The sequence below is a fragment of the Plantactinospora sp. CNZ320 genome (assembly GCF_002846275.1).
The window spans coordinates 4,324,568-4,347,407 of sequence record NZ_PJMP01000001.1; the positions used below are offsets into that span (position 1 = coordinate 4,324,568).

Consider the following 22,840-nt stretch of genomic DNA (forward strand, 5'->3'; position numbering starts at 1 on the left):
TGGGCGGGTCAGCCGAGCGTCCGACCCCCCAACAACCGTCGTGACAGCGGATCAGAAGTCCGCCAGCCTAGAAGGTACGACGTCCCGTACCCGGGAGGCCCTCCCCCATGACCGAGAACGCGTCCCCGTTCTTCATCCGGCCCCACCGTTTCGACGACCCGGACCAGGACGACACCTACTTCCCCCGGCTCGACTGGCACCGCCGGCTCGTGCTGGACGCCGACGAACGGGTGCTGTGGCGTGACCGGGTCATGGTCGCCGGATACCTGCTCGCCCCGCACGCCGGCTCGGACGAGTTGTCCTGGTCGCTGCCGCGCCCGGCCGAGGTGATCGTCACCGACCGACGGCTGACGTACGTCTGTGTGGACTGCCACATCGGACCGGCGCCCGGGCTCCGGGCCGATCCACGGCACCGGCGCCGCACCGGGCCGGCCGCCACCCGGGTGGTGACCGGGCAGATCCGCTGGCAGTGGCCGGCCGGGTTGCGCATCCTCGCCCCCGGCACCGGCCCGGACACCGGTACGGCGGCGACGGGTGAACGCCTGCTCGTGGTCTGCGACGCGGTACGCGCCATCGGCCGGCCGGCGCTCGCGCTCTCCGGTGGCGCGCTCGACTCGCCGCAGAGCGTACGCCGGTTGGCCACGGTGATCCGGCGGGCCGTCGCCGGCTTCCGGTTGGCCAATCCGGCCATGGTGGAGCTGGCCCCGCCGGAGTGGGACGCGCTGCTCAGCCGTGCCGGCCTGGCCCTGCACGCCGACGCTCTCGCCGATCCCCGGCGCGGTGTCGACCTGCCCGGCTCGCTGCCGGTCGAGTTCGCGCACCGGGACGACTACTACCGTCGCGCGCTGCGCCGCCGGAACGCGCCGACGCCGAGCCGGAGTTCCGCCCCGGCGACCGGCAACTCGACGGTGCCGGGCGGTGGCTCGCAGTCGTCCGGCCGGAACCTGTCGCCGTCGGGGCACAACTCGTCGGCACCGGGCCGGACGCCGGGCGGGACGCCTGTCCGCTGGCCGGAGCGGCAGCCCGGCTCCGCCTCCTGACCCGGGTCGGGTCGCGCGGGTTGCCCGCCACGGGCGGAACCGCACAGATCGGCCGACAGCGGCAGGTGTCGCCCGGGCGTCGGGCGGGTACCCGTGACGCCGGAGTCGACAGGAGGCGGACATGGGCAACGCGGCCGACCGGTCGGACGGGTACGGCGGGCGCTCCACCCAGTTACTGGACCGTCTCCCCTGGTTGGTGCGCTGGGCGGTGCTGGCCAGTGCCTGTCTGCTCGTCATCACGGCCGGGGCGTACGTGCTGGCGCAGATCGCCACCCGGCTCGCCCCGCTGAGCATCGCGCTCGCGGCCACCCTGTTCCTGGCCGGGCTGCTCGATCCGGTGGCCAGTCGGCTGCGCCGGTGGCGCTTCCCGCCCGCGCTCGCCGCGCTGACCACCGTACTGCTGCTGCTGGCGCTGCTCGGCGGCGCCGTACTGCTGGTCTGGCGGCTTACCGCCGACCAGTTCTCCGAACTGGTCGAACAGCTGGACCAGGGGTTGGAGCGTACCCGGGACTTCCTGATCGGCGCGCTGCCGATCAGCGAGGCGCAGCTCGACAAGTTGACCCAGCAGGCCGTGACCGGGGTGCAGAAGTCGGCTCCGGACCCGGTCAGTGGCGCGGCAACGGCGGCGGAGGCGGCCGGCGCCCTGCTGCTGATCCTGGTGCTGCTGTTCTTCCTGTTGAAGGACGGGCGCCCGATGTGGCGGTGGGTGCTGGAGCGGGTCCCGCAGCGCTCCCGGTCGCGGGCGGCGGCGGCCGGTCGGGCCGGCTGGCGCACCTTGGGCGCGTACACCCGAGGCACGATGATGATCGCCGCGATCGACGCGGTAGGCATCGGTACCGCCCTGCTGCTGCTCCGGGTCCCGCTGGCGTTGCCGCTGGCGGTGATCACGTTCCTCGGCGGGTTCGTGCCGATCATTGGGGCCACCGTCGCCGGGAGCATCGCGGTACTCGTCGCGCTGGCCGCGAACGGGCCGACCACGGCGCTGCTGGTGCTGGCGGCGGTGATCGCGGTGCAGCAGACCGAGGGGAACCTGCTCGAACCGCTGATCATGAAACGCCAGGTCCGGCTGCATCCGGTGGTGGTGTTGCTGGTGGTCACCGCCGGCACCCTGCTCGGCGGGATCGTCGGCGCCTTCGTCGCGGTGCCGATCGCCGCGGTCCTCTACCGGGTGCTCGACACGGTGGCGGCCGACCGGCGCGCCCAACTCGACGGTGGCGCTCAACTCGGTGGCGGCGGCCAACTCGGTGACGGCGGCCAACCTGGGGGCGGCGCCCGACTCGGTGACGGCAGCCGGAGCGGCGCCGATCAGGAGGGACCGGCCGATCAGGAGGGACCGGTCGAACAGGAGGGACCGGTCGAACAGGAGGGACCGGTCGAACAGGAGGGACCGGTCGACCGGGAGGGGCCGGCCGGCGAGGGACGGGCGGATCGGGGGCCGGGCGCGGCAGGCCGGGAACCGTCCGGGGGGTGAACCCCGAAGTCGGCGGATGAACCGCGAGGTCGGCCGGGGAGACCGGAGACCCGGGCGCGCCCGGACGGGCGGTTACGGCGCGCCGAGCACGCTGTGCAGTTCGGCGCCGTCCAGGTCGGCGAGATAGACCGGGGTACCGGGCTGGTGCCGGCGCCCCTGCGTCAGCGGACCGGCGTCGACCGGCTCGTACCCGATCTGCTCGATCAGGTCGGCGACCTGCCGTTTCGCGCGGGCGTCGTCGCCGGAGACCGGGATGCCGTAACGGCGCTGCGCCGAGGACTGGCGGCCGTACTCCCGCAGGTGGTCCCAGCGCATCGCGTTGAACGCCTTCACCACGTGTGCCTCCGGCAGATGCCGTTGGAGCAGCTCGCTGGAGGTGGTGCGATCCTGGTCAAGCGCTGGATCGTGGCCGTCCCGCTCCGGGTAGTAGTTCCCGGTGTCGATCACCGTCTTGCCCCGCATCGGCTCGGCGGGCAGTTCGGCGTACCGGCCGACCGGTACCGAGACCACCACCACCTCGCCGAACCGGGCCGCCTCCTCGACGGTCGCCGGCCGTACCCGTTCGCCCAGTTCGTCGGCGAGCCCACGGAGTGTCTCCGGCCCGCGCGAGTTGGCCACCGCCAGTTCGTGGCCCGCCTTGTTGAACAACCGGGCCAGCGTGCCACCGACGTGCCCGGTGCCGACAATGCCGATCCGCATGATCCTCCCCCTCCACCGCCTGGGCGGGGCTACCCGGCCCGCCCTACGGCAAACGCCCGCCGCCGCACCCCGGCCGGCCACCCGGCAACGCCCCCGCCGGCATGCCCCGGCCGGCGGACATAGGCTGGTCAGAGCCGGTAGGTCAGCCGGGAAGGAGGTGTCAGGGTGACGGTGACGATCGAGCCGAGGTCGGAGTTCGTCGAGCGGCATCCGGCGCCGGCCCTGCGGCCGTACCTTTCCGGGTACGTCGGCTACCGGGCGAGCGGCCATCCGCCGGGGCGGCACCGGGGACTGCCGTCGCCGTACCTGACACTTATCGTCACCTTCGACGATCCGCTGGTGGTAGCCGTCCACCCGGACCCGGCCACCCCGCCGGGCCGGTACGACACGCTGCTCGGCGGCCTGCACACCTCGCCCGCGTTGATCGTGCACCCGGGTCGGCAGTCCGGGATCCAACTGGCGCTCAGCCCGCTCGGTGCCCGGGCGCTGCTCGGTCTGCCGGCCGGAGAACTCGCGCACGCCGATCTCGACGCCGGTGCCGTGCTCGGGCCCTTCGCCGCCGAACTCCGGGAGCGGCTGCACAGCGCCGACGGCTGGGCCGAGCGGTTCGCGCTGCTCGACCGGCTGCTGCTCGACCGGCTCGCCCCGGACACCCGACCCCCGGCCGAACTCGTGCACGCCTGGCGGCGCCTGCTCTCCAGCGGTGGCACCGTGCCGGTGGCCGAACTGGCCCGGGAGACCGGCTGGAGTACCCGCTATCTGAGCCGGGCGTTCGGGGTCGAGATCGGCCTGAGCCCGAAGCGGGCCGCCCGGGTGGTGCGGTTCGACCGGGCTCGCCGGCTGCTCCAGCGCCCACCCTCGCCGGGCTGGTCCGGTGCACTGGCCGAGGTGGCCGTGGCGGCGGGCTACTACGACCAGGCACACCTGGACCGGGACTTCCGGGCCTTCGCCGGCTGCCCGCCGAGCCGATGGCTGGCCGACGAGGCCGGCGACGGGTTCCGAAACGTCCAAGCAGGGGCGGGGTCGGTGCCGGCAGACTCGGCGGCATGACAGACAACTCGCTTCCGCCGCCGCAGGTCTGGCCCACGTTGCGGGCCCGGGACGCCCGGGGGCTGATCCGGTTCCTGGTCGACGCGTTCGGGTTCGAGGAGGTCATGGTCAGCGCCGACGGTGACATGGTGCATCACGCCCAGTTGCGCTGGCCGCCCGGCGGCGGCATCATGCTCGGCTCGGTCCGGGACGACTCGACCGACCCGTGGCCGCTGCGTCCGGGCACCTTCGGGGCGTACGCGGTGACCGACGACGTGGACGCGCTCTATGACCGGGCGGTCGCCGCCGGTGCCGAGGTGCTCCAGGACCGAAGGGACACGGGTTACGGCGGCCGCGAGATCCTGCTCCGTGACCCGGAGGGCAACCACTGGTCGTTCGGCAGTTACCGGGGCGAGGCCGGCCCCTCCTGAGCGGCCGGGCCCTCCTGATCGGCCGGGCCTCCTGATCGGCCGGGCCTCCTGAGCGTTCGCCGAGTCGATCGACACCGTGCAGCGGCCGGGCCCTCCTGAGCCGCCGGCCCTCCTGACCGGCACGGAGGCGGGCCGGACCCCGCACCCGTGACGGGTGGCGGGGCTCCGGCCCGGCCGGTGGGAGGGCCGGGTGCGGGGCGGCGGTCGACTCGTCCCGCCCCGCACCCGGGCCGTTGTCAGGCGGCGCTGTAGGTCAGGCAGCGGTCCAGTCGGACGCTGTCGTCGTGGCTCCAGTACTCGACGATCCGGTCGCCGTCGACCCGCAGGATGTCGACCCCGGAGCAGGCCACCACGATCCTGTGTGGACAAAGGCTGCCCGGGTCGTCGCCGGCCCGGGTGAGTTTCCACCGACCGGCGATCAGATCGGGCCCGATGATCGGGCCGACCTCGACGTCGAGTTGCGCGTCCGGGCAGCCGGCGTGCCGCGCGGCGACCCAGGCGACCAGCGCCTGGCGGCCCCGGACCCGCTCCGGCGACCCACCCGGCACCGGCAGGTGGGCGAGAACCGTGGGCGCGAGGATCTCCTCGACGAGCGAGCGGTCGCCGTTGCGCAGCGCCATCCAGTTCTGCCAGAGCATCGGCCGGGAGTCGACGGGGGCCACGACCGAGCTGTGGTTGGTGTTGATGGTCATCGCGAGAGTCCTCCCGTGGGCGGTGATCCGGCCCGGTCCGCCGATCGCGTCGGCGGCACCGCGCCGGTCTCGTCACCCACCATTCTCGATGCCGGTCAGGACAGCATCCTGTCCGCTTTTCTCGACGAATCCGCTCGTCCGGGCAGTTGCAGCGGGGTCGCCGGCACCTCCAGCCCACCCCGCCAGGCGGGCTCGATCGACCGGGGCGGAGCGGTCTCGCTCGTCGGCGCGGCGCGGCGCATCCGGTCGAGCCGGAAGCCGCGTACCTCCTGCCGGAGCCGGCACCAGCCGACCAGATACCAGAGCCGGCCGGCACCGAGCAGTTCCACCGGCTCGATCAGCCGCTGTGAGGCGGCGCCGTTGCGGTCGACGTACTCGATCGCCAGCACGGTACGGCTGAGCAGCGCGTCACCGGCGGTCCGGAGCACCTGCCGGGCGGGCGCCGCCGCCGGCTCCGGCCCCGGCCCTGTCAACCTGATCCGGCCGGCCAGCTCGGCCACCGCCTCCACGTCGGACGGTGGCATCACCGCCAGGATCTTGTGCAGCACCGACCGTGCCGCGTCGAGGAACGGGGTGTCGGCCATCGTCTCCAGCGCGACGGCGGCGGCGATCGCCTCGCGTGGGGTGATGTTCACCGGCGGCAGCGTGTAGGCCCGGTCCAGCACGTAGCCGCCACCCCGGCCCAGCTCGGGGTAGATGGGCACGCCGGACTCCTGTAGAGCGCCGATGTCCCGCCTGATCGTGCGCGCGTCGACCTCGAATCGGTCGGCGAGCCAGCGTGCGCTGCGCGGTCGGGGTGCGACCGCGCGCAACTCCTCCACCAGGGCATAAAGCCGATCGGTACGGTTCACCTGCCAAAACTACCCATCGGGTACGACGTTCCCGGGTGTAAGGAAGGGCCCCCGCTACAACAGAAAACGATAAGCGGGGGCCCCTCCTTACACCGGAAGTGCGTCGGCCAGGCGCAGCACGATGCCGGCCAGCGCCGGGGTTCGGGTGTCCCGGGGATCGCTGAGGATTCCGGCCCAGAACCGGGCGTCGCGGGCCGCCTCCCGGTCACCGGTCTCGTCGTACGCCCTGGCCAACATGTTCAGCGTGGCCGCCTGAGCCGACGGCATGCTCATCTCCTCGAAGGTGCGCGCACACCGGCGCAGTACGCCGACCGCCGCCGTCGCCCGCCCGTCGCCGATCCAGCTCACCGCCAGGTCCCGTTCCAGGCCGGTGGCCCAGGGGCGGTCACCCAACCGCACCGCCAGGTCGTGACTCTGCTGGAGCCGGTGCACCGCCTCGGCACGCCGGCCCAGACAGATCGCCGCCGAGGCGAGGTGACGCAGGGCGGCCAGCAGCACGTACCGGTCGTTCACCGTACGCAGCAGCGCCACGGCCCGCTCCGCTGCGGCGTACGCCAGCGCGGGCTCGTCGCGGAGCAGCCGGGTCACCGCGAGCGCGTTCAGGCAGCGGGCGGTGACGATCTCGGCCGCGTCCAGTTCACCTGCTTCGACCACCGCCGCCTCGTCCACGGCCAGCGCCTCGTCCAGCCGCCCCAGCCCCCGGTACGCGGCCGAGAGCACCGGCGCGGCAAGCAGGGCGCCGAGCGGGTCCCCCTCGGCCCGGAACAGTGCCACCGCCCGCTCGGCCGTCGACGCGGCGTCCTCGGCGCGGTTCTGGTAGTCGTAGAGCACCGCCTCGTCGCTGAGCAGGCAGGCCAGGCCGTGCCGGTCGGCGAGCCGCTCGTACCGGTCCCGACCGTCGCGCAGCCGCTCGGCCGCGCCCGCCAGGTCGCCCCGGGCCAATTGCAGCAGGCCGGTGACGAAGTCGGCGCGGGCGATCGTCCGGTCGTCGCCGATCCGCTCGGCGGCCTGCCGGGCCAGCCGCTGCACCGTCTGGAGCGCCGTCCAGTGTCCGTGCACCCAGCAGTACGGGGCGAGCCGCTCCGCGAGGTCGATCGCGGCCCGTTCGGCACCGCACTCCGGCGCGAGTCCGAGCAGGCCGGTGAGGAGGTCGAGTTCGGCACCGAACCAGCCCAGCGGATCGGCGGCGGCTCGTTCGGCGGCGCGCGGCGGGCGTACCCCTGCGGGCGGCTCCGCGAGGCGGGCCCAGGTCAGGGTCCGGGGCAGTCGGCGAGCGGCGCTGTCGGCGATCGCGGCGGCGGCGGTCACCAGCCGGCGCTGCGCTCCGGCCCGCCGCCCCGGCGCCTCCACAGTGGAATCACTCTGGCCTGGCGCCGGTGCGGGACCGTCGTCGGTGGCGGCGAGTTCCTCGGCGTAGACCCGGAGCAGGTCGTGCAGGCGGTAGCGCGGCTCGCCACCGTCCGCCGGCCGGGTCACCTCCAGCAGGCTCGCCTCGACCAGTTCGTCGAGCACCCGGTCGGCGTCGGCGCGCTCCAGCAGCTCGGCGACCGCCCAGGCCGCGAAGCTGACCGGGCCGAGCGAGCCGAGCAGGCCGAAGGCCTCCCGGGTCGCCGCGGAGAGGGCCTGCACGCTCAGCGCCAGGCTGGCCCGGACCTGGAGGTCTCCGGCGGCCAGTTCGTCGAGGCGCTGCCGCTCGTCGTCGAGCCGGTCGGCGAGGATCGCCAGCGGCCACGACCGGGTGGCGAGCCGGGTACCCGCGATCCGGACCGCCAGCGGCAGGTTGCCGCAGGCGGCGGCGATCCGGGCCGCCTGGCCAGGCTCCTCGGCGACCCGCTCCGGGCCCACCACGTCGGCCAGCAGCGCCCGGGCCTCGTCGTCGGTCAGCGGGCCGACCGGCAGGTGCCGGGCGTCGATCAGCCCGCTGAGCCGGCGCCGGCTGGTGGTCAGCACGGCGCTGCCGGGGGTACCCGGAAGCAGCGGCCGGACCTGCGCGGCGGTGGCGGCGTCGTCGAGGACGACCAGGACCCGGCGGTCCGCGAGCCGCGCCCGGTAGGCGGCGGCCAGCGCGGAGAGGTTCTGCGGCAACGCCGAACCGGGCACGCCCAGCACCCGGAGCAGGTCGGCCAGGACCGCGGCCGGATCCCGGGGAGCGGCCGAGGCCCCGGCCAGGTGTACGAAGAGCTGCCCGTCCGGGAACCGGTCCCGGATCCGGTGCGCCACCGTCACCGCCAGGGCGCTCTTGCCGACGCCGGGCTGCCCGGAGACCGCCACCACCGGCACCGCGCCCTCCGCCGAGGTGAGCAGCCGCTCGATCCGCTCGATGCTGCCGGCCCGGCCGACGAAGCCGGACAGGGCCGGCGGCAACTGGCAGACCGGAAACGGCGACCGGGGCGCCGCCTCGGGCCGGTTACCGGTCCGGCCGACCGACGGCTCCTCGCCACGCAGGATCGCCTGGTGCAACCGGCGCAGTTCGGGTCCGGGCTCGACACCCAGTTCGGTGACGAAGATCTCCCGGGCCCGCTGGTACGCGGCGAGCGCGTCGGCCCGCCGCCCGGCCCGGTACAGCGCCACCATCAGCTGGCCGTACGGCCGCTCCCGCATCGGGTGCTCGGTCACCAGTTGGTGCAGTTCGGACAGGACGGTCGCGAGGTCGCCGTCGGCGCGCAGGTCGGCGTCGACACAGTCCTCCTGCGCGCCGACCCGTTCGAGTTCCCACTGCGCCAGTTCGGGTTCCAGCGTCGGCACCGTCAGGTCGGCCAGCGGCCGTCCCCGCCACTGGCGCAGTCCACGCCGGAACCGGTCGGCGGCCAGCGCCGGATCACCCGCGGCCAGCGCGGCCCGGCCGGTGGCGACCTCCCGCCGGAACACCAGTACGTCGAGGTCGTCGGTCGGTACCCGCAGCAGGTAGCCGTCGCTGCGGTGCGCGATGCTCAGGCCGGGCAGCCGCTCGCGCAGCCGGGAGACGTAGGTCTGGAGGTTGGAGGCGTACGAGGCCGGCGGGTTGTCACCCCAGAGCGTCTCCACCAGCCGGTCGACGGTGACGAGTTGGCCGGCGCCGACCAGCAGTGCGCCGAGCACGGTGCGCTGGTGCCGGCTGCGCAGCACCAGCTCGGCTCCGGAGTCGGTGCAGACCCGCAGCGGCCCGAGCACCCCGAACTTCACGCGCCGTCTCCCTGAGCCGCAGGCAAATCACGGACATGAAACCGTACTACGGTGTCTGCCCAGCCCGGGGTGGTGTGCCGGGGCTGCGGCCGCGTGGCGTGTGCCAATCGTGTGGCAGTTGTGTGGCGGGCATCTTCAAGCTGCTAGAGGCCCGCGGGGGGCGGGCCGGTCACGGGGGTCGGCGTTCGGGGGGACTCGGGTGCGGGGGATGTCCCTGACACCGGATCGAGCGCCGGGCACCCGACCTTCCGAAGTACCGCCACCGTCCGGCCCCGGTCCGGGCGCGCCGGGCGAACCGGGTGGGCACATAATGCTGCTCCGAACGCTGTTCCTCGGCGGCCCGGCCAACGGGTCTCGCAGGGGCGCGACCTTCCAGTTCATCGCGAAAGGCAATGATGTCCACATATCCACCTCCGGGCTACGGGCCCGGAGAGCCGCCCCACGACCCGCGCCAGACCGGCCAGCCCGGTGGGTACGGCGCTCCGGCGGGCGGAGGCTCCGGCTACCCGCCACCCTCCCCGGGCGGCTACCCGCAGTCCCCGTCGTCCGGCAACCCGTACCAGCAGTCGTCGGAGTCCTACCCGCAGTCCGGTGGCTACCCGCAGTCGGGCGGTTACCCGTCGGCGCCCTCGTCACCGGCCGGGCCGGCACAGTTCGACGCACCGGTTCCGCCGAAGAAGAGCAAGGCGCCGCTCGTCATCGGCATCGTCCTCGGCGTCGTGCTGCTCTGCTGCGGCGGGGGCACGGCGGCGTTCCTCTGGGCCGGTGACGACGAACCGTCCAACGTGGCCACCAGCGACGAGACCCCGACCCCGGCGGCGAGCGGCAAGACGACCCCGCCGAAGGGCAAGCCCTCGCCGACCCCGGACGAGGAGTCGATCGAGGGCAACCTCGACCAGTTCAAGAAGGGCGACTGCCTCACCATCGACGAGGCGACGGACAAGGTCGACGAGGCGAGCTGCTCCGCCAAGGACGCCCTCAAGGTGCTGCTGCGCAAGGACGGCACCATCAAGGAATCCGCCTGCGAGTCCACCGACTACACGCAGTACCTCTACCAGGACGGCGCGATCGGCACGCTCGAAGACTTCATCCTGTGCGTCGCCCCGGCCCGCTGACGGTGACCGTCGGGTGATCGGCCCCTGACGCCGCCCGGGAGGGGGCGGGCCGGCAGGGCTGATCGGGCAGGGGGCGTTCGCCCATACGCGGTGGATCGACGGAAGTCGACCAACGGGGGGTGCGGTGGTCCGGGGCGGGGAGCGTCCGGGCCACCGCACGGCCACTTCCTTAGCCGCCAGCCAAGCGATTCTTAAGACTGGACTAAGCGGGCCGCTCGGACTGGTTTCCGACACTGTCAACCGGTACATATTCTTCGTGACTCGTCGTCGGGATGTCGAAACGGCCGAGCCGCTCACCGAATGGGTGACCGGCCTGCTGCCCCGGGTGCCGTCCGAGGACCCCTACGACCGGCCACCCCGGGGGCGCGACCCCGAACCGTACGACGAGTTCGAGCGGTACGCCCCGGCGGAGCCGACGCGTTCCGAGGGCGGTTGGGCAGCGCCGACCCGTGGCCGGGAACCCGCTCCGGCCCGTGGCCGGGAACCGGCCGCTTCCCGTGGCCGGGAGCCCTGGTCGTACGCCGAGGAGGCACCGGCGTACCGGCCCAGCCCGATCAGCGGGGCACCGGAGGCGGCCCGGCACCGGGAGACCGCCGAGGTCGAGCCCTACGACCGCAGTGGCCGGCTCTTCTTCCACATCGTCTTCTGGTCGGCACTGGCCACCAGCGTCGAGTTGTGGTGGCTGAACACCCCGGCCGGGTCGATCCGGACCACCGCCGACATCCTGATCGCCGGTGGCCGGCTCACCGGCATGGTCGGCGGGTTCCTGCTGCTCGCCCAGGTGCTGCTGATGAGCCGGGTGCGCTGGCTGGAACGCTGGATCGGGGCGCACTCGCTGCTGATCTGGCACCGGGAGCTGGGCGCCTTCCTGCTGCTCGCCATCCTGGCGCACGCCGGGCTGATCGCGGTCGGCTACAGCAAGCTCACCAACACCCCGATCGTCGAGGGCACCTGGTCGCTGCTGAGCACGTACGAGGACATGATCAGCGCGACGGTGGCCACCGGAATCCTGGTCGGGATCGCGCTGCTGGCCATCCGAGCGATCCGCCGGATGATGAACTACGAACTCTGGTACTACCTGCACCTGAGCACCTATCTGGTGCTGCTGTTCAGCTACGGCCACCAGTTCGCCGCCGGGCAGGAGCTGTCCAAGCCCGGCTTCGGGCAGTACTTCTGGGCCGGGCTCTACGTCTTCGTCATCGCCTGTGTCCTCTGGGGACGGATCATCTCGCCGATCGCGTTCAACCTGCGGCACCGGCTGCGGGTCGAGGACGTGGTGCCGGAGGCGTTCGAGATGGTCTCCATCTACATCTCCGGCAACCGGCTCGACGAGCTGGACGCCCGGGCCGGCCAGTACTTCCGGTGGCGGTTCCTCACCAAGGGCTGCTGGTGGCAGGCGCACCCGTTCTCGCTCTCGGCGGCGCCGAACGAGCAGTGGCTGCGGCTGACCGTCAAGGTGGTCGGCGACCACACCGAGTCGTTGCAGTACCTGGAACCGGGTACCCGGATCTTCGCCGAGGGGCCGTCCGGGGTCTTCACCGCCGACCGGGCGATCCGGCCCCGGGCGCTGCTCATCGCCGGTGGCAGTGGCATCGCGCCGATCCGGGCGCTGCTGGAGGACCTGCCCGAGCAGACGGTGGTGATCTACCGCTCGCGCAGCGAGGAGGAGTTGCTCTTCCGCGACGAGCTGGACTTCCTGGCCCGGTCCCGCAACGCCCAGGTCTGGTACGTAATCGGTTCCCGCGAGGACCCGGCGCCCCGACACCTGTTCACCGCCAAGGGCATGCGCGAGCTGGTACCGGACGTACGCCGCCGGGACGTCTACCTCTGCGGGCCACCCGGGCTGGTCGACGTGTCGATGCGGACGATGCGCAAGCTCCGGGTACCGCGCCGGCAGATCCACCTCGACCCGTTCGAATTCTGATCCCCCGGACGACTTCCGATCCCCCGGAGCATCCATCCCCTACGGAGGTACATCCCGTGCGTCGCGCCGCTTTCGCCGTCCTCGGCACCGCCATCGGCGCCACCCTGCTGATCGGCGCCAAGCTCGGCACCTCGACCGACGACCCCGCCCAGGTGGCGCTGGAGGAGGAGACCGGCGGCGCCACGGCCAGCCCGACGCCGAGCGTCAAGGCTCCGGCCGGGAAGAAGACCACCGCACCGCCGGCCAAGAAGCCGGCCGCCAAACCACCGGCCGGCGGGTTGAAGGACGGCACCTTCGTCGGTGCGACAGCCAACTACGACTACGGGGCGATCAAGGTGACCATCAAGGTCGCCGGTGGCAAGGTCACCGCCGCCGACGCGACCTACCCCGACGAGGACCCGACCAGCGCCAGCATCAACGAGGGCGCGATCCCGAAGCTGCGCCAGCAGTCGCTCGCCGCCACCAGCGCCAGCAAGGTGAACACGGTCTCCGGGGCGAGTCTGACCAGCGCGGCCTACAAGGCGTCCCTCCAGTCGGCGCTCGACAAGGCGAAGGCCTGAGCATGGGCACCACCGGGCTGCGCCGGGTCGAGCAGATCATGGGTACGCCGATCAGCGTGCAGCTCACCGATCCGCTGCCTTCCCGACGCCTGGAGGCGCTCGCCGAGCAGACCTTCGACTGGTTCCGGGAGGTGGACGAGCGGTTCAGCACCTACAAGGAGCACAGCGAGGTCAACCGCTTCGACCGGGGCGAACTCTCCATAGCGGAGTGTTCCGCCGACCTGCGGTTGGTGGTCGAGACCTGCGCCGACCTGTGGCGGGAAACCGACGGCTACTTCGACGCGTACGCGACCGGCCGGTTCGATCCGTCCGGCTACGTCAAGGGCTGGTCGGTGCAGGTGGCCTCGGACCGGCTGCTGGCGGCCGGCTGCCACTCGCACTGGATCAACGCGGGTGGGGACATCCGGGCCCGGGGCGGCCCCCGACCCGGTGAGCCGTGGCGGATCGGCATCCGGCACCCGTGGCAGGAGGACAAGATCTGCTGGGTGCTCGGCGGGAACGACTTCGCGATCGCCACCTCGGGTACGTACGAGCGCGGTTTCCACGTGATCGACCCGTACCGGGGTGCCCCGGCCACCGCGCTGACCTCGGTCACGGTGGTCGGCACCGACCTCGGCCGCACCGACGCGTACGCGACCGCCGGGGTGGCGATGGGGCAGGCCGGGCTGCGCTGGCTCGCCGAGTTGCCGGAGCACGAGGTAGGCATCATCACCTCCGACGAGCTGTGCTACCGCACCGACGGTTTCCCGGTGCTGCCAACCGAGCCGGCACAGCGGCCCGCCTCGACCCGTTCCGAACTGTCGAGTCAGCCCGCGCCCCGGCTCGGCTGACCGGTCGGGGCTCAGGCGGGCCCGGTCGCCCCGTCGGCCGGCATCGAGCCGTCCAGTGTGGAGTCGCCGAGGAACCGGGACCATCTGCCGCCGTCGAGCAGCCCGGCGTCCCTGACGAACTGCCGCACCTCCGGCAGCACCCCGGCGCTGCCGTACAACGCCACGGCCAGCCCCGGGTCGAGCCCGGCCGGTACGCCGTCGGGGTCGGTCGGCATCGGATGCCGGCGCCGGGCGTCGCGCAGCGTGCGTCCGCCGGTGAGGGTGCGCCGGGGCAGGAACCAGCCGGCCACCCCGACGAGCGCCACCACCACCAGCAGGCCGGCGCCGACGCCGAGCAGGTCGGCCGCGACCAGCCGGGCGACAAGCATCGGCAGCACGAGCACCAGGGTGGCCGGCAACAGCATCCGGCGCCACGCCGGGCGGAGCAGTCCCAACCCGATCAGGCCCTCCCGCTGCTCGGCCAGGGCCTGCCGGACCCGCCGCCGGCTGGCCACCTCGCGGGGTGACATCGAGCCGTACAGCGCGGCGAAGATGGCCCGTTCCAACGGCTCCGCGTGCGGCGGCACCGTGCCGGTCCGGCTGAGCCCGCCAGGTCGGGCAGCCGTCACGCCGCCCCGGGCGTGCAGCATCACCAGTCCGGCCCGGACGGCACCCCAGGCACCACCGTTGAGGTAGCCGAGATCCGTCGTACTCAGGTCGCGGGGTACCGCCGTCATCCCTCGAGTATGGAAAACCCGCGCACGCCCGTTCCGGGCCACCCCGGACGGTGGTTGGCCCGGCCGGTCAGTCGGCTCGGTCGGTCAGTCGGTCAGTCGGGCGGCAGGTGGCCGACGAACCACTCCGCCGCCTCCCGGGCCACCTGGTCCAGCGTGCCGGGCTCCTCGAAGAGGTGGCTGGCACCGGGCACCACCCGCAGTTCCGAGGCGTCGAGTCCGGTGAGCGCCAGGTTGTTGAGCCGGAGTACCTCGTCGTCGAGCCCGCCGACCAGCAGCAGGGTGTCGGCGCGTACCCGTGGCAGGTCGGCTCCGGCCAGGTCGGGGCGGCCACCCCGGGAGACGACCGCGTACACCCAATCGGGGCGCTGCGCGGCGGCGGAGAGCGCGGCGGCGGCGCCGGTGCTCGCCCCGAAGAGGCCGATCGGCAGCCGCCCTGCCGGTTCACCGGTCGCCAGCCAGTCGACGATGCCGACGAGCCGGCCGGTGAGCAGACCGATGTCGAAGCGCAGCGCGCCGGTACGGTCGTCGACCGCCTCCTCGTCCCGGGTCAGCAGGTCGACAAGCACGGTGGCCAGGGCGTACCGGTTGAGCGTCCCGGCCACCATCCGGTTGCGCGGGCTGTGCCGGGAACTGCCGCTGCCGTGCGCGAACAGCACGATCCCGCGCGCGTCGGCCGGAACGACCAGGTCGCCGGTGAGTCGTACGTCTCCGACCGGAATCGTGGTATCAGTGGTCCGGGCGTCCATCCGACCGCCTCCCATGCTTCTTTCCAACGCGGCGGTCCGGTGCCCGTCGACTTCGCCCGGTCGTGCCGCGACGCCGCCTTTGTGTCGGTGTTACCCGGCACCGCCGGAGCCAACCGTTCGCTCCCGCCGCGGTCGCCGGGTTTGCCGGTGCGGCGCCGGGGTAGGCCGGAACGTCCGACCAGGTACCGGGACGGCCGTCGCGTCGCTCGGCAGACGATCGTGGGGGACGTCATGGCCCGCCATAAGTCCAACAAGGCGAAGTCCGGCCCGGCCCGTACAGACGAGTCAGGGCAGCAGAATCCCGACCGGAGCGAATGGGCGGACGAGGCGGCCAAGGCGAGGTCGCTCGACGACCCGCGCCGGTCGCCGCCGCGTGACGCGGTGGGCATGCCGTCCAGCGGTGAGCGGTACTCCGAGGACCCGCGGGACCGCTAACCGTCGGCGCGCCGGCCCGTCGACCCGCCGACCGCCAGGCCGGGCCCGGGAGGATACGGGGGTTGCCGTCGTCGGGGACCGGGTCCGGCACCGTCGCGGTTGTCGGGGCGCTGCCCCACGGCCGGGCGCGAACTGCGGTTCTCGTGCAGGGCGAGCAGAACCACCGAGGCCAGGACCAGCACCAGCCCGATCCACTGGCTCCGGTCGAGGCGCCCGTCGAGCAGGGCGAGTCCGACGACGGCGGCGGTCAACGGGAAGGCCAGTTCCGCCAGGGTCGCGTTCGACGCGGGCGTACGCCGAAGAGCGTGGTAGTACAGCGAGAGCGCGAGCAGCCCGGGTACGGCCGCGAGCAGCACCAGCCGGGGGATCAGCTCGACGGGTACCGCGACCGGTGTCCGGGTCGCCGCGGCGAAGGTGGCGAGGGTGACCAGGCCGACTGTGAAGCGCAGCGTGGTCAGGTGCAGGAACGACAGTTCGCCGCTGACCACGCGGCCGAGGACCGTGCCGGCCGCCCAGAGCGCCGCGGCACCGGTGGCCAGCCCGGCCGCCGCCAGGTTGCCGGGTTGCACCCCCAGCGGATCGGGGAAGGCCAGCAGCCAGGCACCGCCCACCGCCGGCACCGCGAAGAGGGGAAACCGCCGGGTCACCCGTTCGCCGAGCACCACGGCCGCCAGGACGATCGCCAGCGCCGGTTGCAGCTTCTGCAACACCTGCGGCGTGATCGGGTCACCGAGCCGGAACGCGGCGGTGAACAGCGTCGTGGCCAGCGCCGACGAGCCGGCCCCGATCATCAGTACGGCCAGTTTCGTCCGGGCGGAGCAGCGGGCGAGGGACCGGACGGCCGGAACCAGCCAGGGCGCCACCAGCAGCACCAGCACGGCGTGTTCGGCCAGCACGACGGTCAGTGCCGGAAGCTGCCGGGTGAGCGGCTCCCGCAGCAGGCCGGAGAAACCCCAGAGGCTGGCGGCGACGGCGACCAGCCAGGTGCGGTCGCCGGCCCCACGGCTGGCGAGAGGAATGGTCCTGTCCTTCCCCGAGACGGTGCGGTGGGTGCCGACCTCTGCGAGGTCGCGCTGATCAGTATCGGGCGAGGATCAGGGTCGGCGGGTCCGGTTCCGCCATGGGTGATCCGGCCCACGAGCGGGTCGCCGGGCCGAGCCGACCGAGCCCGAGCGTGCGCAGGTGGGCAACGGTGTCCACGTCCCGCCGCAACTGCGGGGCGACGGCCGGCAGATCCTGATATCCGGCGGCGAGGAACCGGCGGCGCGAGTCGGGGCCGAGGAAGGGCCGGAACTCGTCCGGCACGGTGAGCGTCAGCATCGTGGTCCCGGTGCCGTCGGAGTCCGAGACGATGGCTCGTGGGTGGGATCCGGCCGCCGCCAGTACCGCGTCGAAGTGCTCCGGCCGCGCACCGGCCAGGTCCGCCATCGCGACCGCCAGCCGCGCCTGCGGAAACGCCTCACCGGCGCCGGTGAGCGCGTCGAGGACCTCCCGGTTCAGGTCCGGCCCGCGCGAACTGCCGGCCACCGCGGCGCCGCCGGACAACGCTGCGGCGGCCACCGCCGGATCGGTCGTGGCGACGATCACGGCACGCACCTGACGGGCCCGGGTCAGCCCGCCGACGACGTCGAGCAGCATCGCCCGGGCCAACGCGCCCCGGTCGGCCGGATCGAGGCCGGCGCACCTGGTCTTGGCCGCCGCGAAGGACTTGGCGGGTACGACCACCACCCACGAGCCGTCGGTCACGCGTCGGGTTCCATCCTGGTCAGCCGCCCGTAGAGCTCGGGACGCCTGTCGCGCAGGAACGGGCGACGCCGGCGGGAAAGGTCCACCAGGTCGAGGTCCACCTCGGCGACCGCCACGTCGTCACGGTCGTCGGCGGCCTGGGCGAGTACGTCACCGTCGGGGCCGTAGACCGCGCTGAGCCCGAAGTAGTCCTTAACCCCCTCGGTGCCGACCCGGTTGGCGCAGATCACGAAGAGCCCGTTGAACACGGCGTGGGCCCGCAACTCCAGTTGGAACACCTCGCGCATCGGTGCGCTCGCCGAGGCGACGGGAACGCAGAGCACCGATCCGCCGCGCAGCGCGACGATCCGGCTGAGCTCGGGGAAGTGCCGCTCGTAACAGATGATGGTGCCCACCCCGGTCTCCCCGGTCTGGACCACCTCCGGCTCGACGCCGCCCGGTCGGAAGTAGAACTTCTCCGGGAAGCCGTTGGAGAACGGCAGGTGCGACTTGCGGTACACCGACCTGAGTTCGCCGTCGACATAGGTGCAGGCGGTGTTGTGGTACACCCCCGGCACCTGCCCCGCCTCGAAGATCGAGGATACGACTGTCATCCGGTGCTGCTTCGACCGCTGTGCCGCCATCCGGTTCGACGGGCCGTCGAGCGGCTCGGCGTACCGGAAGTACTCGAGGTCGGGCTCGGGCTGGACGAACGGCACCGCGAACAGCTCCGGCAGCAGCAGGATCCGGGTGCCCTGGGTGGCTGCCTCGTCGATCAGGTCGGCAGCCCGGCCGATCGTCTCGGCCCGGTCGTCGGTGGCGCGGAGTTGCACGGCGGCGAGTTTCACGCGGGGACCTTTCCGACCGTCCGGGCCAGACCGGTCAGGGCCAGTCCGGAACGGGTCTTGTACCGCTTGTTGACGCTGATCAGGACGGCTGTCATGGGTTCCAGTTGGCGGGCCAGCCGCAGCCGGCCGGCGTCGACGGCGCGACCGCCGGTCACGTCGACGGCGAGGCTGAGCACCTGCTCCTTGGCGGCGGGGTCGTCACCGCAGACCAGCACGTCCTCGTGACTCAGGTCCGCCTCCGGATCGAGCAGCAGCGGCGCGGACAGGTGGTGGAACGCGCCGACCACGGTGGCCGAGGTGACGAGTTCGGCCGCCTCCTCGGCGGCACTGCCGGCCGGCACGGCACGGCCGTACGGCCCGTACCTGTCGAAGCTGAGCGGGTTGACGCAGCTGACCACGAGCTTGCCGGCCAACGCCGGTGCCAGGCTCGTCACCAGTTGGGCGTGTCCGTCGTACGGCACGGCGAGCAGTACGACGTCGGCACTCTGCGCCGCCGCCAGGTTCGCCGTACCGGTGATCCGGGCACCGCCGACCTGCTGGGACAGTTCCTCGGCCGCGGCGGTGGCCCGCCTGGCGTCCCGGGAACCGAGGACGATCTCGTGTCCGGCGCGGGCCAGGCGGTAGCCCAGGCCGCGGCCCTGCGGGCCGGTGCCCCCGATCACGGCGATCCGCCGGGGAAGTCGCTCGGTCATCGAGGTCACCCCTTCGCGGCCTGGGCGAGCCGGGTGAGGGTCTGCTCCTTGTCCCCGAGGGTGGAGATGATCGGGCAACGCACCCCGGCCTCCTGGTACGCCTGGAGCTTCTGGAAGGCGTCGTCGGTGGAGCCACAGGCGGTGACGTTCTGCACCAGGCTGTTGGGGACCAGTTGCATCGCCCGCTTGATGTCCTCCGGGGTGGCGGGCCAGCCGGCGATCTCCTGGAGCCGGTCGACGAGTTCGCGCTCCACGCCGCAGTGCTCGGCGATGTGCGGCTGCTGGCAGAGATAGAGGGTGAGGAACGCCTTGCAGGCGTCGATGGCCTCCTGCGGGTCGTCGTCGTTGACGCTGCACGAGACGATCTGGGTCAGGTCGATGCCGTCCCGGCCGTCGGTGCGCTTGGCGACCCCCCGCTCGATCGCCGCCCGGGCACCGACCAGGTACGACGGCGGGAGCAGGAAGTCCATGTGCACGCCGTCGCTGATCTCGCCGGCGAGTTCGAGCATCCGGGGACCGACCGCGCCGATGTAGATCGGGATGTCGACCGGCTTGTTCTCCCGGTACATGCTGTCGAAGCGCACGTCCTTCATCTGCACGAACTCGCCGTCGAAGGTGACGACCTCGTTGCGGAAGAACGCCTGCAACACGGTGATGTACTCGCGCATCGACTTGACCGGCTTGGACAGCGGCTGGCCGACCTTGCTCGCCAGCGGTTCCCACCAGGCGCCGATGCCCAGGATCGCCCGACCCGGCGCGACCTCGTCGAGGGTCTTGAAGGTCACCGCCATCAGGGCCGCGTTGCGGCTCTTGTTGTTGACGACCCCGGTGCCGATCTTCACGTTCCTCGTCCTGCTCGCGATGATCGCGGCCGGGACGATGCCGTCGCGGGCGAGTCGCCCCTCGGCGACCCACACGGACTCGAACCCGTTCTGGTCGGCGAACTCGGCCTGCCAGTAGGTCTGTTCCAGGCTCAGTCGCTCGCCGACGTGGATACCCAGGGGAAGTTTCATCTATGGCTCCGCTCGGTGCGTGGTGCAGGGTGGAAATGGGTCAGGGTTGGCGCGGGGCGGCGCGGGTCAGGAAGGTGCCCCGGCCGGGGGTGTCGGCGCGCAGGCCGTCCGGGTCGACCAGCTGCTCGCCCCGGGAGAAGACGTGCACCGGCCTGCCGGTCACCCGCATGCCCTCGTAGACGTTGTAGTCGGTGCGCGTGTGCGAGCCCGCCGCCGTGATGACGTGGTCGGCCGCCGGATCCCAGACCACCAGGTCGGCGTCCGCCCCGACGGCGACGACTCCCTTGCGCGGGAAGAGGCCGAACAGCTTCGCCGGCCGGGCGGCGACCAGTTCCACGAAGCGACACGGGTCGAGCACCCCGCCCACCACCCCGGCCTGCCAGAGGACCATCAACCGGTCCTCGATGCCCGGCACCCCGTTGGGCACCTTCGGGAAGTAGCCGGGGCTGCGCATCTTCTGCGGCGGCAGGTCGTCGGGCTGGTGCAGACAGAATCCGGCGTGGTCGGTGGCGACGACGGAGAGGGCGCCGGTGGCGAGCGACCGCCACAGGCCGTCCTGGTTGCGGCGTTCCCGGATCGGCGGCGAGCAGACGTACGCGGCGGCCCGCTCGCCGAGGTCGGCGTAGTCCTCGTAGGCCACCACCAGGTACTGCGGGCAGGTCTCGCCCCAGACCGGTGACCCGGCGGCCCGGGCCCGGCTGATCTCGTCGGCCGCCGCCGCGCTGGAGACGTGCACCACGTACAGCGGGGTGCCGATGGTGTCGGCGAGCACCACCGCCCGGTGCACCGCCTCGGCCTCGGAGTCGTGCCCGTGCGCCCGCAGGTGGAAGCTCTCGGCGGTGCGACCGCTCTCCACCAGGCGGCGTACCTCCCGGGCCACCATGTGCCCGTTCTCGGCGTGCACCATCGGCAGGACGCCGAGTTCCCGGGCCAGGTCGAAGCCGTCGAGCAGTTCGTCGTCGCCGACCATCTGACCCGGGTACGCCATGAAGAACTTCCAGCTGGTGGCGCCCTCGGCGACCAGCCTGCGCAGGTCGTCGAGGACGTCCGGCTGGGCGGCCCGGGGCGGCACGATGGCGTGCAGTCCCACGTCGACCACGGCCTTGGCCGAGGCCAGGTCACGCCGCCGCAGGTAGGTGTCGTACAGCGACCGGTCCGGCTCCTTCTTGACGAAGTCGATGACGGTGGTGGTGCCGCCGTACGCCGCCGCCACGGTCCCGGTGTGGAAGTCGTCGGCGGTGTGGGTGCTGAACCCGTCGACCGGGTACTCCAGGTGGGTGTGCGCGTCGATGCCGCCGGGCATGACGAGCTTCCCGGTCGCGTCGACGACGTGGTCGGCGGTCCAGTCCGTCCCGGCGCCGAGGGCGACGATCCGGCCGTCACGCACCAGCACGTCGGCACGGACCGCGGCGTCGGCGTTGACGACGGTGCCGTTGGTGATCAGGGTCGTCGGCATCGGTACCTCCTTCCCGGCGGGGTTCCCACCGGTCACGGGCGTTGGTCAGCCCTGGTAGCCCTCGTCGGCGAGGGAGAGCACCTCGTCGAGTACGCCGAGCGCGATGTCGATCTCCTCGGCGTTGACGACCAGCGGCGGGGTCAGCCGCAGGACGTTGAAGTTGGCGGTCAGGTAGAGGCCCTGCCGCAGCGCGGCCTTGAGCAGCCGGCTGACCGGGGCCGACGCCGGACCCTTCGCGTTGAACGGGACGAGCGGTTCCCGGGTGTGCCGGTCGCGCACCAGTTCCACGCCGTAGAACAGCCCCCGGCCACGGATGTCGCCGATGCTCGGGTGGCGCTCGGCCAGTTCGGCCAGGCCGGATCCGAGCCGCTCCCCCATCGCCCGCGCGTTCTCCACCACGCCCTCGTCCTGCATGATCCGCAGCGAGGCCACCCCGGATGCGCAGGCGAGCGGGTGCCCGGCATAGGTCAGGCCACCCCAGAACATGTGGTCCCGCAGCCACTCGGAGATCCGGGCGGAGACCGTCATGGCGCCGAGCGGGACGTAACCGGAGTTCAGTCCCTTGGCGGTGGTGAGGATGTCGGGTACGACGCCCCAGTGGTCGCAGGCGAACCATTCGCCGGTACGGCCGAAGCCGGACATCACCTCGTCGAAGATGAGCAGGATGCCGTACCTGTCGCAGACCTCGCGCAGTGACCGCAGGTAGCCGTCCGGCGGGTAGAGCAGGCCGTTGGTACCGGTGACCGGCTCGACGATCACCGCGGCGACGGTCTCCGGGTTCTCGTACTGGAGGATCTCCTCCAGGTGCGGGCCGCCGGAGCAGACCGGGCACGGGTCGGGATGTCCGGCGGGACACCGGTAGGTGTAGGGGTCCAGCATCCGTACCACGCCGGTCATGCCCGGCTCGGCCGCCCACCGGCGCGGGTCACCGGTAAGCGACATCGCCCCCGCCGTGGCGCCGTGGTACGAGCGGTACCGGGCGACGACCTTCTGCCGGCCGGTGACGTGCCGGGCCAGCCGGACGGCGTTCTCGTTTGCCGCCGCCCCGCCGGTGGTGAAGAAGCTCATCTTCAGGTCACCGGGAGTGAGTCCGGCCATCAACTCGGCCAGTTCCGCGCGGGAACGCTCGGCGAAGCCGGGTCCGATGTAGCAGAGCTGCTCGGCCTGGGCGCGGATCGCCTCGACCAGCCGGGGGTGCTGGTGGCCCAGGTTCAGGTTGACCAGTTGCGACTGGAAGTCGAGGTACCGGCGGCCGTCGTAGTCCCAGAACCACGAGCCGGATCCGCCGGCCACGGGGATGGGGTCGAGCGCGCCCTGCACCGACCAGGAGTGGATGACGTACTCCTTGTCGATCTCCTTGAGCCGCTGGCTGGTCCAGGTGGTGGTGTCGGCGATGGTCATCGGC

General features: G+C 72.7%; 22 protein-coding genes. 9 read left to right on the forward strand and 13 right to left on the reverse strand.

Features of this window, described 5'->3' with window-relative positions:
* The first annotated feature begins 107 nt into the window (after nucleotides 1-107).
* Together CLT71_RS19185 and CLT71_RS19190 are read left to right on the forward strand one after the other, a co-directional pair.
* Nucleotides 108-1,040, forward strand: coding sequence for a hypothetical protein (locus CLT71_RS19185; protein ID WP_486483346.1), 933 nt, complete (start codon nucleotides 108-110; stop codon nucleotides 1,038-1,040).
* Between the two features lie 121 nt (nucleotides 1,041-1,161).
* Complete coding sequence (locus tag CLT71_RS19190) at nucleotides 1,162-2,511, forward strand: AI-2E family transporter (protein ID WP_199187646.1); 1,350 nt, start codon at nucleotides 1,162-1,164, stop codon at nucleotides 2,509-2,511.
* Nucleotides 2,512-2,583: 72 nt separating this feature from the next.
* Here CLT71_RS19190 and CLT71_RS19195 read toward each other — a convergent pair whose 3' ends face one another.
* Nucleotides 2,584-3,210 carry an NADPH-dependent F420 reductase gene (locus CLT71_RS19195; RefSeq protein ID WP_101368319.1) on the reverse strand — a complete coding sequence of 209 codons (627 nt, stop codon included), beginning with the start codon at nucleotides 3,208-3,210 and terminating at the stop codon, nucleotides 2,584-2,586.
* A 165-nt stretch (nucleotides 3,211-3,375) separates the two neighbouring features.
* Here CLT71_RS19195 and CLT71_RS19200 point away from each other — a divergent pair, with 165 nt between their 5' ends.
* Both CLT71_RS19200 and CLT71_RS19205 read left to right on the forward strand, forming a co-directional pair.
* On the forward strand, nucleotides 3,376-4,260 hold the full coding sequence (locus CLT71_RS19200) for a helix-turn-helix domain-containing protein (RefSeq protein WP_486483347.1): 885 nt from the start codon (nucleotides 3,376-3,378) through the stop codon (nucleotides 4,258-4,260).
* Nucleotides 4,257-4,670 carry a VOC family protein gene (locus CLT71_RS19205; RefSeq protein WP_101368320.1) on the forward strand — a complete coding sequence of 138 codons (414 nt, stop codon included), beginning with the start codon at nucleotides 4,257-4,259 and terminating at the stop codon, nucleotides 4,668-4,670. The genes CLT71_RS19200 and CLT71_RS19205 overlap by 4 nt, the downstream gene beginning before the upstream one ends.
* A 236-nt stretch (nucleotides 4,671-4,906) precedes the next feature.
* Here the strand turns inward: CLT71_RS19205 and CLT71_RS19210 are convergent, their stop codons facing one another.
* The 3 genes from CLT71_RS19210 to CLT71_RS19220 all read right to left on the reverse strand — a co-directional run bounded on the left by CLT71_RS19210 (nucleotide 4,907) and on the right by CLT71_RS19220 (nucleotide 9,375).
* Entirely contained in the window at nucleotides 4,907-5,362 is a 456-nt protein-coding gene (locus CLT71_RS19210) for a nuclear transport factor 2 family protein (RefSeq protein WP_101368321.1), read from the reverse strand.
* A gap of 95 nt (nucleotides 5,363-5,457) precedes the next feature.
* On the reverse strand, nucleotides 5,458-6,213 hold the full coding sequence (locus CLT71_RS19215) for a helix-turn-helix transcriptional regulator (RefSeq protein ID WP_101368322.1): 756 nt from the start codon (nucleotides 6,211-6,213) through the stop codon (nucleotides 5,458-5,460).
* Between the two features lie 87 nt (nucleotides 6,214-6,300).
* Complete coding sequence (locus CLT71_RS19220; RefSeq protein WP_101368323.1) at nucleotides 6,301-9,375, reverse strand: AfsR/SARP family transcriptional regulator; 3,075 nt, start codon at nucleotides 9,373-9,375, stop codon at nucleotides 6,301-6,303.
* 395 nt (nucleotides 9,376-9,770) lie between these two features.
* On the opposite strand from CLT71_RS19220, the gene CLT71_RS19225 reads away from it, so the two are divergent.
* The 4 genes from CLT71_RS19225 (at nucleotide 9,771) to CLT71_RS19240 (ending at nucleotide 13,804) form a co-directional block, all read left to right on the forward strand.
* Nucleotides 9,771-10,490: a flagellar basal body-associated FliL family protein gene (locus CLT71_RS19225; protein ID WP_486483348.1), complete on the forward strand. Its 720-nt coding sequence runs from the start codon at nucleotides 9,771-9,773 to the stop codon at nucleotides 10,488-10,490.
* A gap of 256 nt (nucleotides 10,491-10,746) precedes the next feature.
* Nucleotides 10,747-12,414 (forward strand): ferredoxin reductase family protein, encoded by a 1,668-nt coding sequence (locus tag CLT71_RS19230; protein ID WP_486483349.1) that lies wholly within the window; start codon nucleotides 10,747-10,749, stop codon nucleotides 12,412-12,414.
* A gap of 56 nt (nucleotides 12,415-12,470) precedes the next feature.
* Complete coding sequence (locus CLT71_RS19235) at nucleotides 12,471-12,974, forward strand: FMN-binding protein (protein WP_101368325.1); 504 nt, start codon at nucleotides 12,471-12,473, stop codon at nucleotides 12,972-12,974.
* Between the two features lie 2 nt (nucleotides 12,975-12,976).
* The gene (locus tag CLT71_RS19240; protein WP_486483350.1) at nucleotides 12,977-13,804 is read left to right on the forward strand and encodes an FAD:protein FMN transferase; all 828 of its coding nucleotides are present in this window, start codon (nucleotides 12,977-12,979) and stop codon (nucleotides 13,802-13,804) included.
* 11 nt (nucleotides 13,805-13,815) lie between these two features.
* On the opposite strand, the gene CLT71_RS19245 is transcribed toward CLT71_RS19240, so the two are convergent.
* Together CLT71_RS19245 and CLT71_RS19250 are read right to left on the reverse strand one after the other, a co-directional pair.
* Nucleotides 13,816-14,562 carry a TIGR04222 domain-containing membrane protein gene (locus tag CLT71_RS19245; RefSeq protein ID WP_486483351.1) on the reverse strand — a complete coding sequence of 249 codons (747 nt, stop codon included), beginning with the start codon at nucleotides 14,560-14,562 and terminating at the stop codon, nucleotides 13,816-13,818.
* Nucleotides 14,563-14,612: 50 nt separating this feature from the next.
* Complete coding sequence (locus tag CLT71_RS19250) at nucleotides 14,613-15,266, reverse strand: hydrolase (protein ID WP_101368327.1); 654 nt, start codon at nucleotides 15,264-15,266, stop codon at nucleotides 14,613-14,615.
* A 231-nt stretch (nucleotides 15,267-15,497) separates the two neighbouring features.
* On the opposite strand from CLT71_RS19250, the gene CLT71_RS19255 reads away from it, so the two are divergent.
* Nucleotides 15,498-15,701: a hypothetical protein gene (locus CLT71_RS19255; RefSeq protein ID WP_101368328.1), complete on the forward strand. Its 204-nt coding sequence runs from the start codon at nucleotides 15,498-15,500 to the stop codon at nucleotides 15,699-15,701.
* On the opposite strand, the gene CLT71_RS19260 is transcribed toward CLT71_RS19255, so the two are convergent.
* From CLT71_RS19260 to CLT71_RS19290, 7 genes are read right to left on the reverse strand one after another with little or no spacing between them, the layout of a single operon-like run.
* Nucleotides 15,698-16,720, reverse strand: a complete 1,023-nt coding sequence (locus tag CLT71_RS19260) for a DMT family transporter (protein WP_101368329.1) — start codon at nucleotides 16,718-16,720, stop codon at nucleotides 15,698-15,700. The two genes, CLT71_RS19255 and CLT71_RS19260, sit on opposite strands and share 4 nt — an antisense overlap.
* A 58-nt stretch (nucleotides 16,721-16,778) precedes the next feature.
* Nucleotides 16,779-17,447 (reverse strand): 2-phospho-L-lactate guanylyltransferase, encoded by a 669-nt coding sequence (cofC, locus tag CLT71_RS19265; RefSeq protein ID WP_101368330.1) that lies wholly within the window; start codon nucleotides 17,445-17,447, stop codon nucleotides 16,779-16,781.
* A complete protein-coding gene (locus tag CLT71_RS19270) occupies nucleotides 17,444-18,274 on the reverse strand; it encodes a nitrilase-related carbon-nitrogen hydrolase (RefSeq protein WP_101368331.1) in 831 nt (276 codons plus the stop codon). The genes cofC and CLT71_RS19270 overlap by 4 nt, the downstream gene beginning before the upstream one ends.
* Entirely contained in the window at nucleotides 18,271-18,966 is a 696-nt protein-coding gene (npdG, locus tag CLT71_RS19275; protein ID WP_101371592.1) for an NADPH-dependent F420 reductase, read from the reverse strand. The genes CLT71_RS19270 and npdG overlap by 4 nt, the downstream gene beginning before the upstream one ends.
* A 5-nt stretch (nucleotides 18,967-18,971) precedes the next feature.
* Entirely contained in the window at nucleotides 18,972-19,979 is a 1,008-nt protein-coding gene (locus CLT71_RS19280; RefSeq protein WP_101368332.1) for an LLM class flavin-dependent oxidoreductase, read from the reverse strand.
* A 40-nt stretch (nucleotides 19,980-20,019) separates the two neighbouring features.
* Nucleotides 20,020-21,435 (reverse strand): dihydropyrimidinase, encoded by a 1,416-nt coding sequence (gene hydA / locus CLT71_RS19285; RefSeq protein WP_101371593.1) that lies wholly within the window; start codon nucleotides 21,433-21,435, stop codon nucleotides 20,020-20,022.
* A gap of 45 nt (nucleotides 21,436-21,480) precedes the next feature.
* On the reverse strand, nucleotides 21,481-22,836 hold the full coding sequence (locus CLT71_RS19290) for an aminotransferase class III-fold pyridoxal phosphate-dependent enzyme (protein WP_101368333.1): 1,356 nt from the start codon (nucleotides 22,834-22,836) through the stop codon (nucleotides 21,481-21,483).
* Nucleotides 22,837-22,840 lie beyond the last annotated feature (4 nt).

Bases quoted from the DNA above. Each gene is read 5' to 3' on its own strand.
- CLT71_RS19185 (WP_486483346.1), top strand. From the start codon at position 108: ATGACCGAGAACGCGTCCCCGTTCTTCATCCGGCCCCACCGTTTCGAC.
- CLT71_RS19190 (WP_199187646.1), top strand. From the start codon at position 1,162: ATGGGCAACGCGGCCGACCGGTCGGACGGGTACGGCGGGCGCTCCACC.
- CLT71_RS19195 (WP_101368319.1), bottom strand. From the start codon at position 3,210: ATGCGGATCGGCATTGTCGGCACCGGGCACGTCGGTGGCACGCTGGCC.
- CLT71_RS19205 (WP_101368320.1), top strand. From the start codon at position 4,257: ATGACAGACAACTCGCTTCCGCCGCCGCAGGTCTGGCCCACGTTGCGG.
- CLT71_RS19210 (WP_101368321.1), bottom strand. From the start codon at position 5,362: ATGACCATCAACACCAACCACAGCTCGGTCGTGGCCCCCGTCGACTCC.
- CLT71_RS19225 (WP_486483348.1), top strand. From the start codon at position 9,771: ATGTCCACATATCCACCTCCGGGCTACGGGCCCGGAGAGCCGCCCCAC.
- CLT71_RS19240 (WP_486483350.1), top strand. From the start codon at position 12,977: ATGGGCACCACCGGGCTGCGCCGGGTCGAGCAGATCATGGGTACGCCG.
- CLT71_RS19250 (WP_101368327.1), bottom strand. From the start codon at position 15,266: ATGGACGCCCGGACCACTGATACCACGATTCCGGTCGGAGACGTACGA.
- CLT71_RS19255 (WP_101368328.1), top strand. From the start codon at position 15,498: ATGGCCCGCCATAAGTCCAACAAGGCGAAGTCCGGCCCGGCCCGTACA.
- npdG (WP_101371592.1), bottom strand. From the start codon at position 18,966: ATGACCGAGCGACTTCCCCGGCGGATCGCCGTGATCGGGGGCACCGGC.
- CLT71_RS19280 (WP_101368332.1), bottom strand. From the start codon at position 19,979: ATGAAACTTCCCCTGGGTATCCACGTCGGCGAGCGACTGAGCCTGGAA.
- hydA (WP_101371593.1), bottom strand. From the start codon at position 21,435: ATGCCGACGACCCTGATCACCAACGGCACCGTCGTCAACGCCGACGCC.
- CLT71_RS19290 (WP_101368333.1), bottom strand. From the start codon at position 22,836: ATGACCATCGCCGACACCACCACCTGGACCAGCCAGCGGCTCAAGGAG.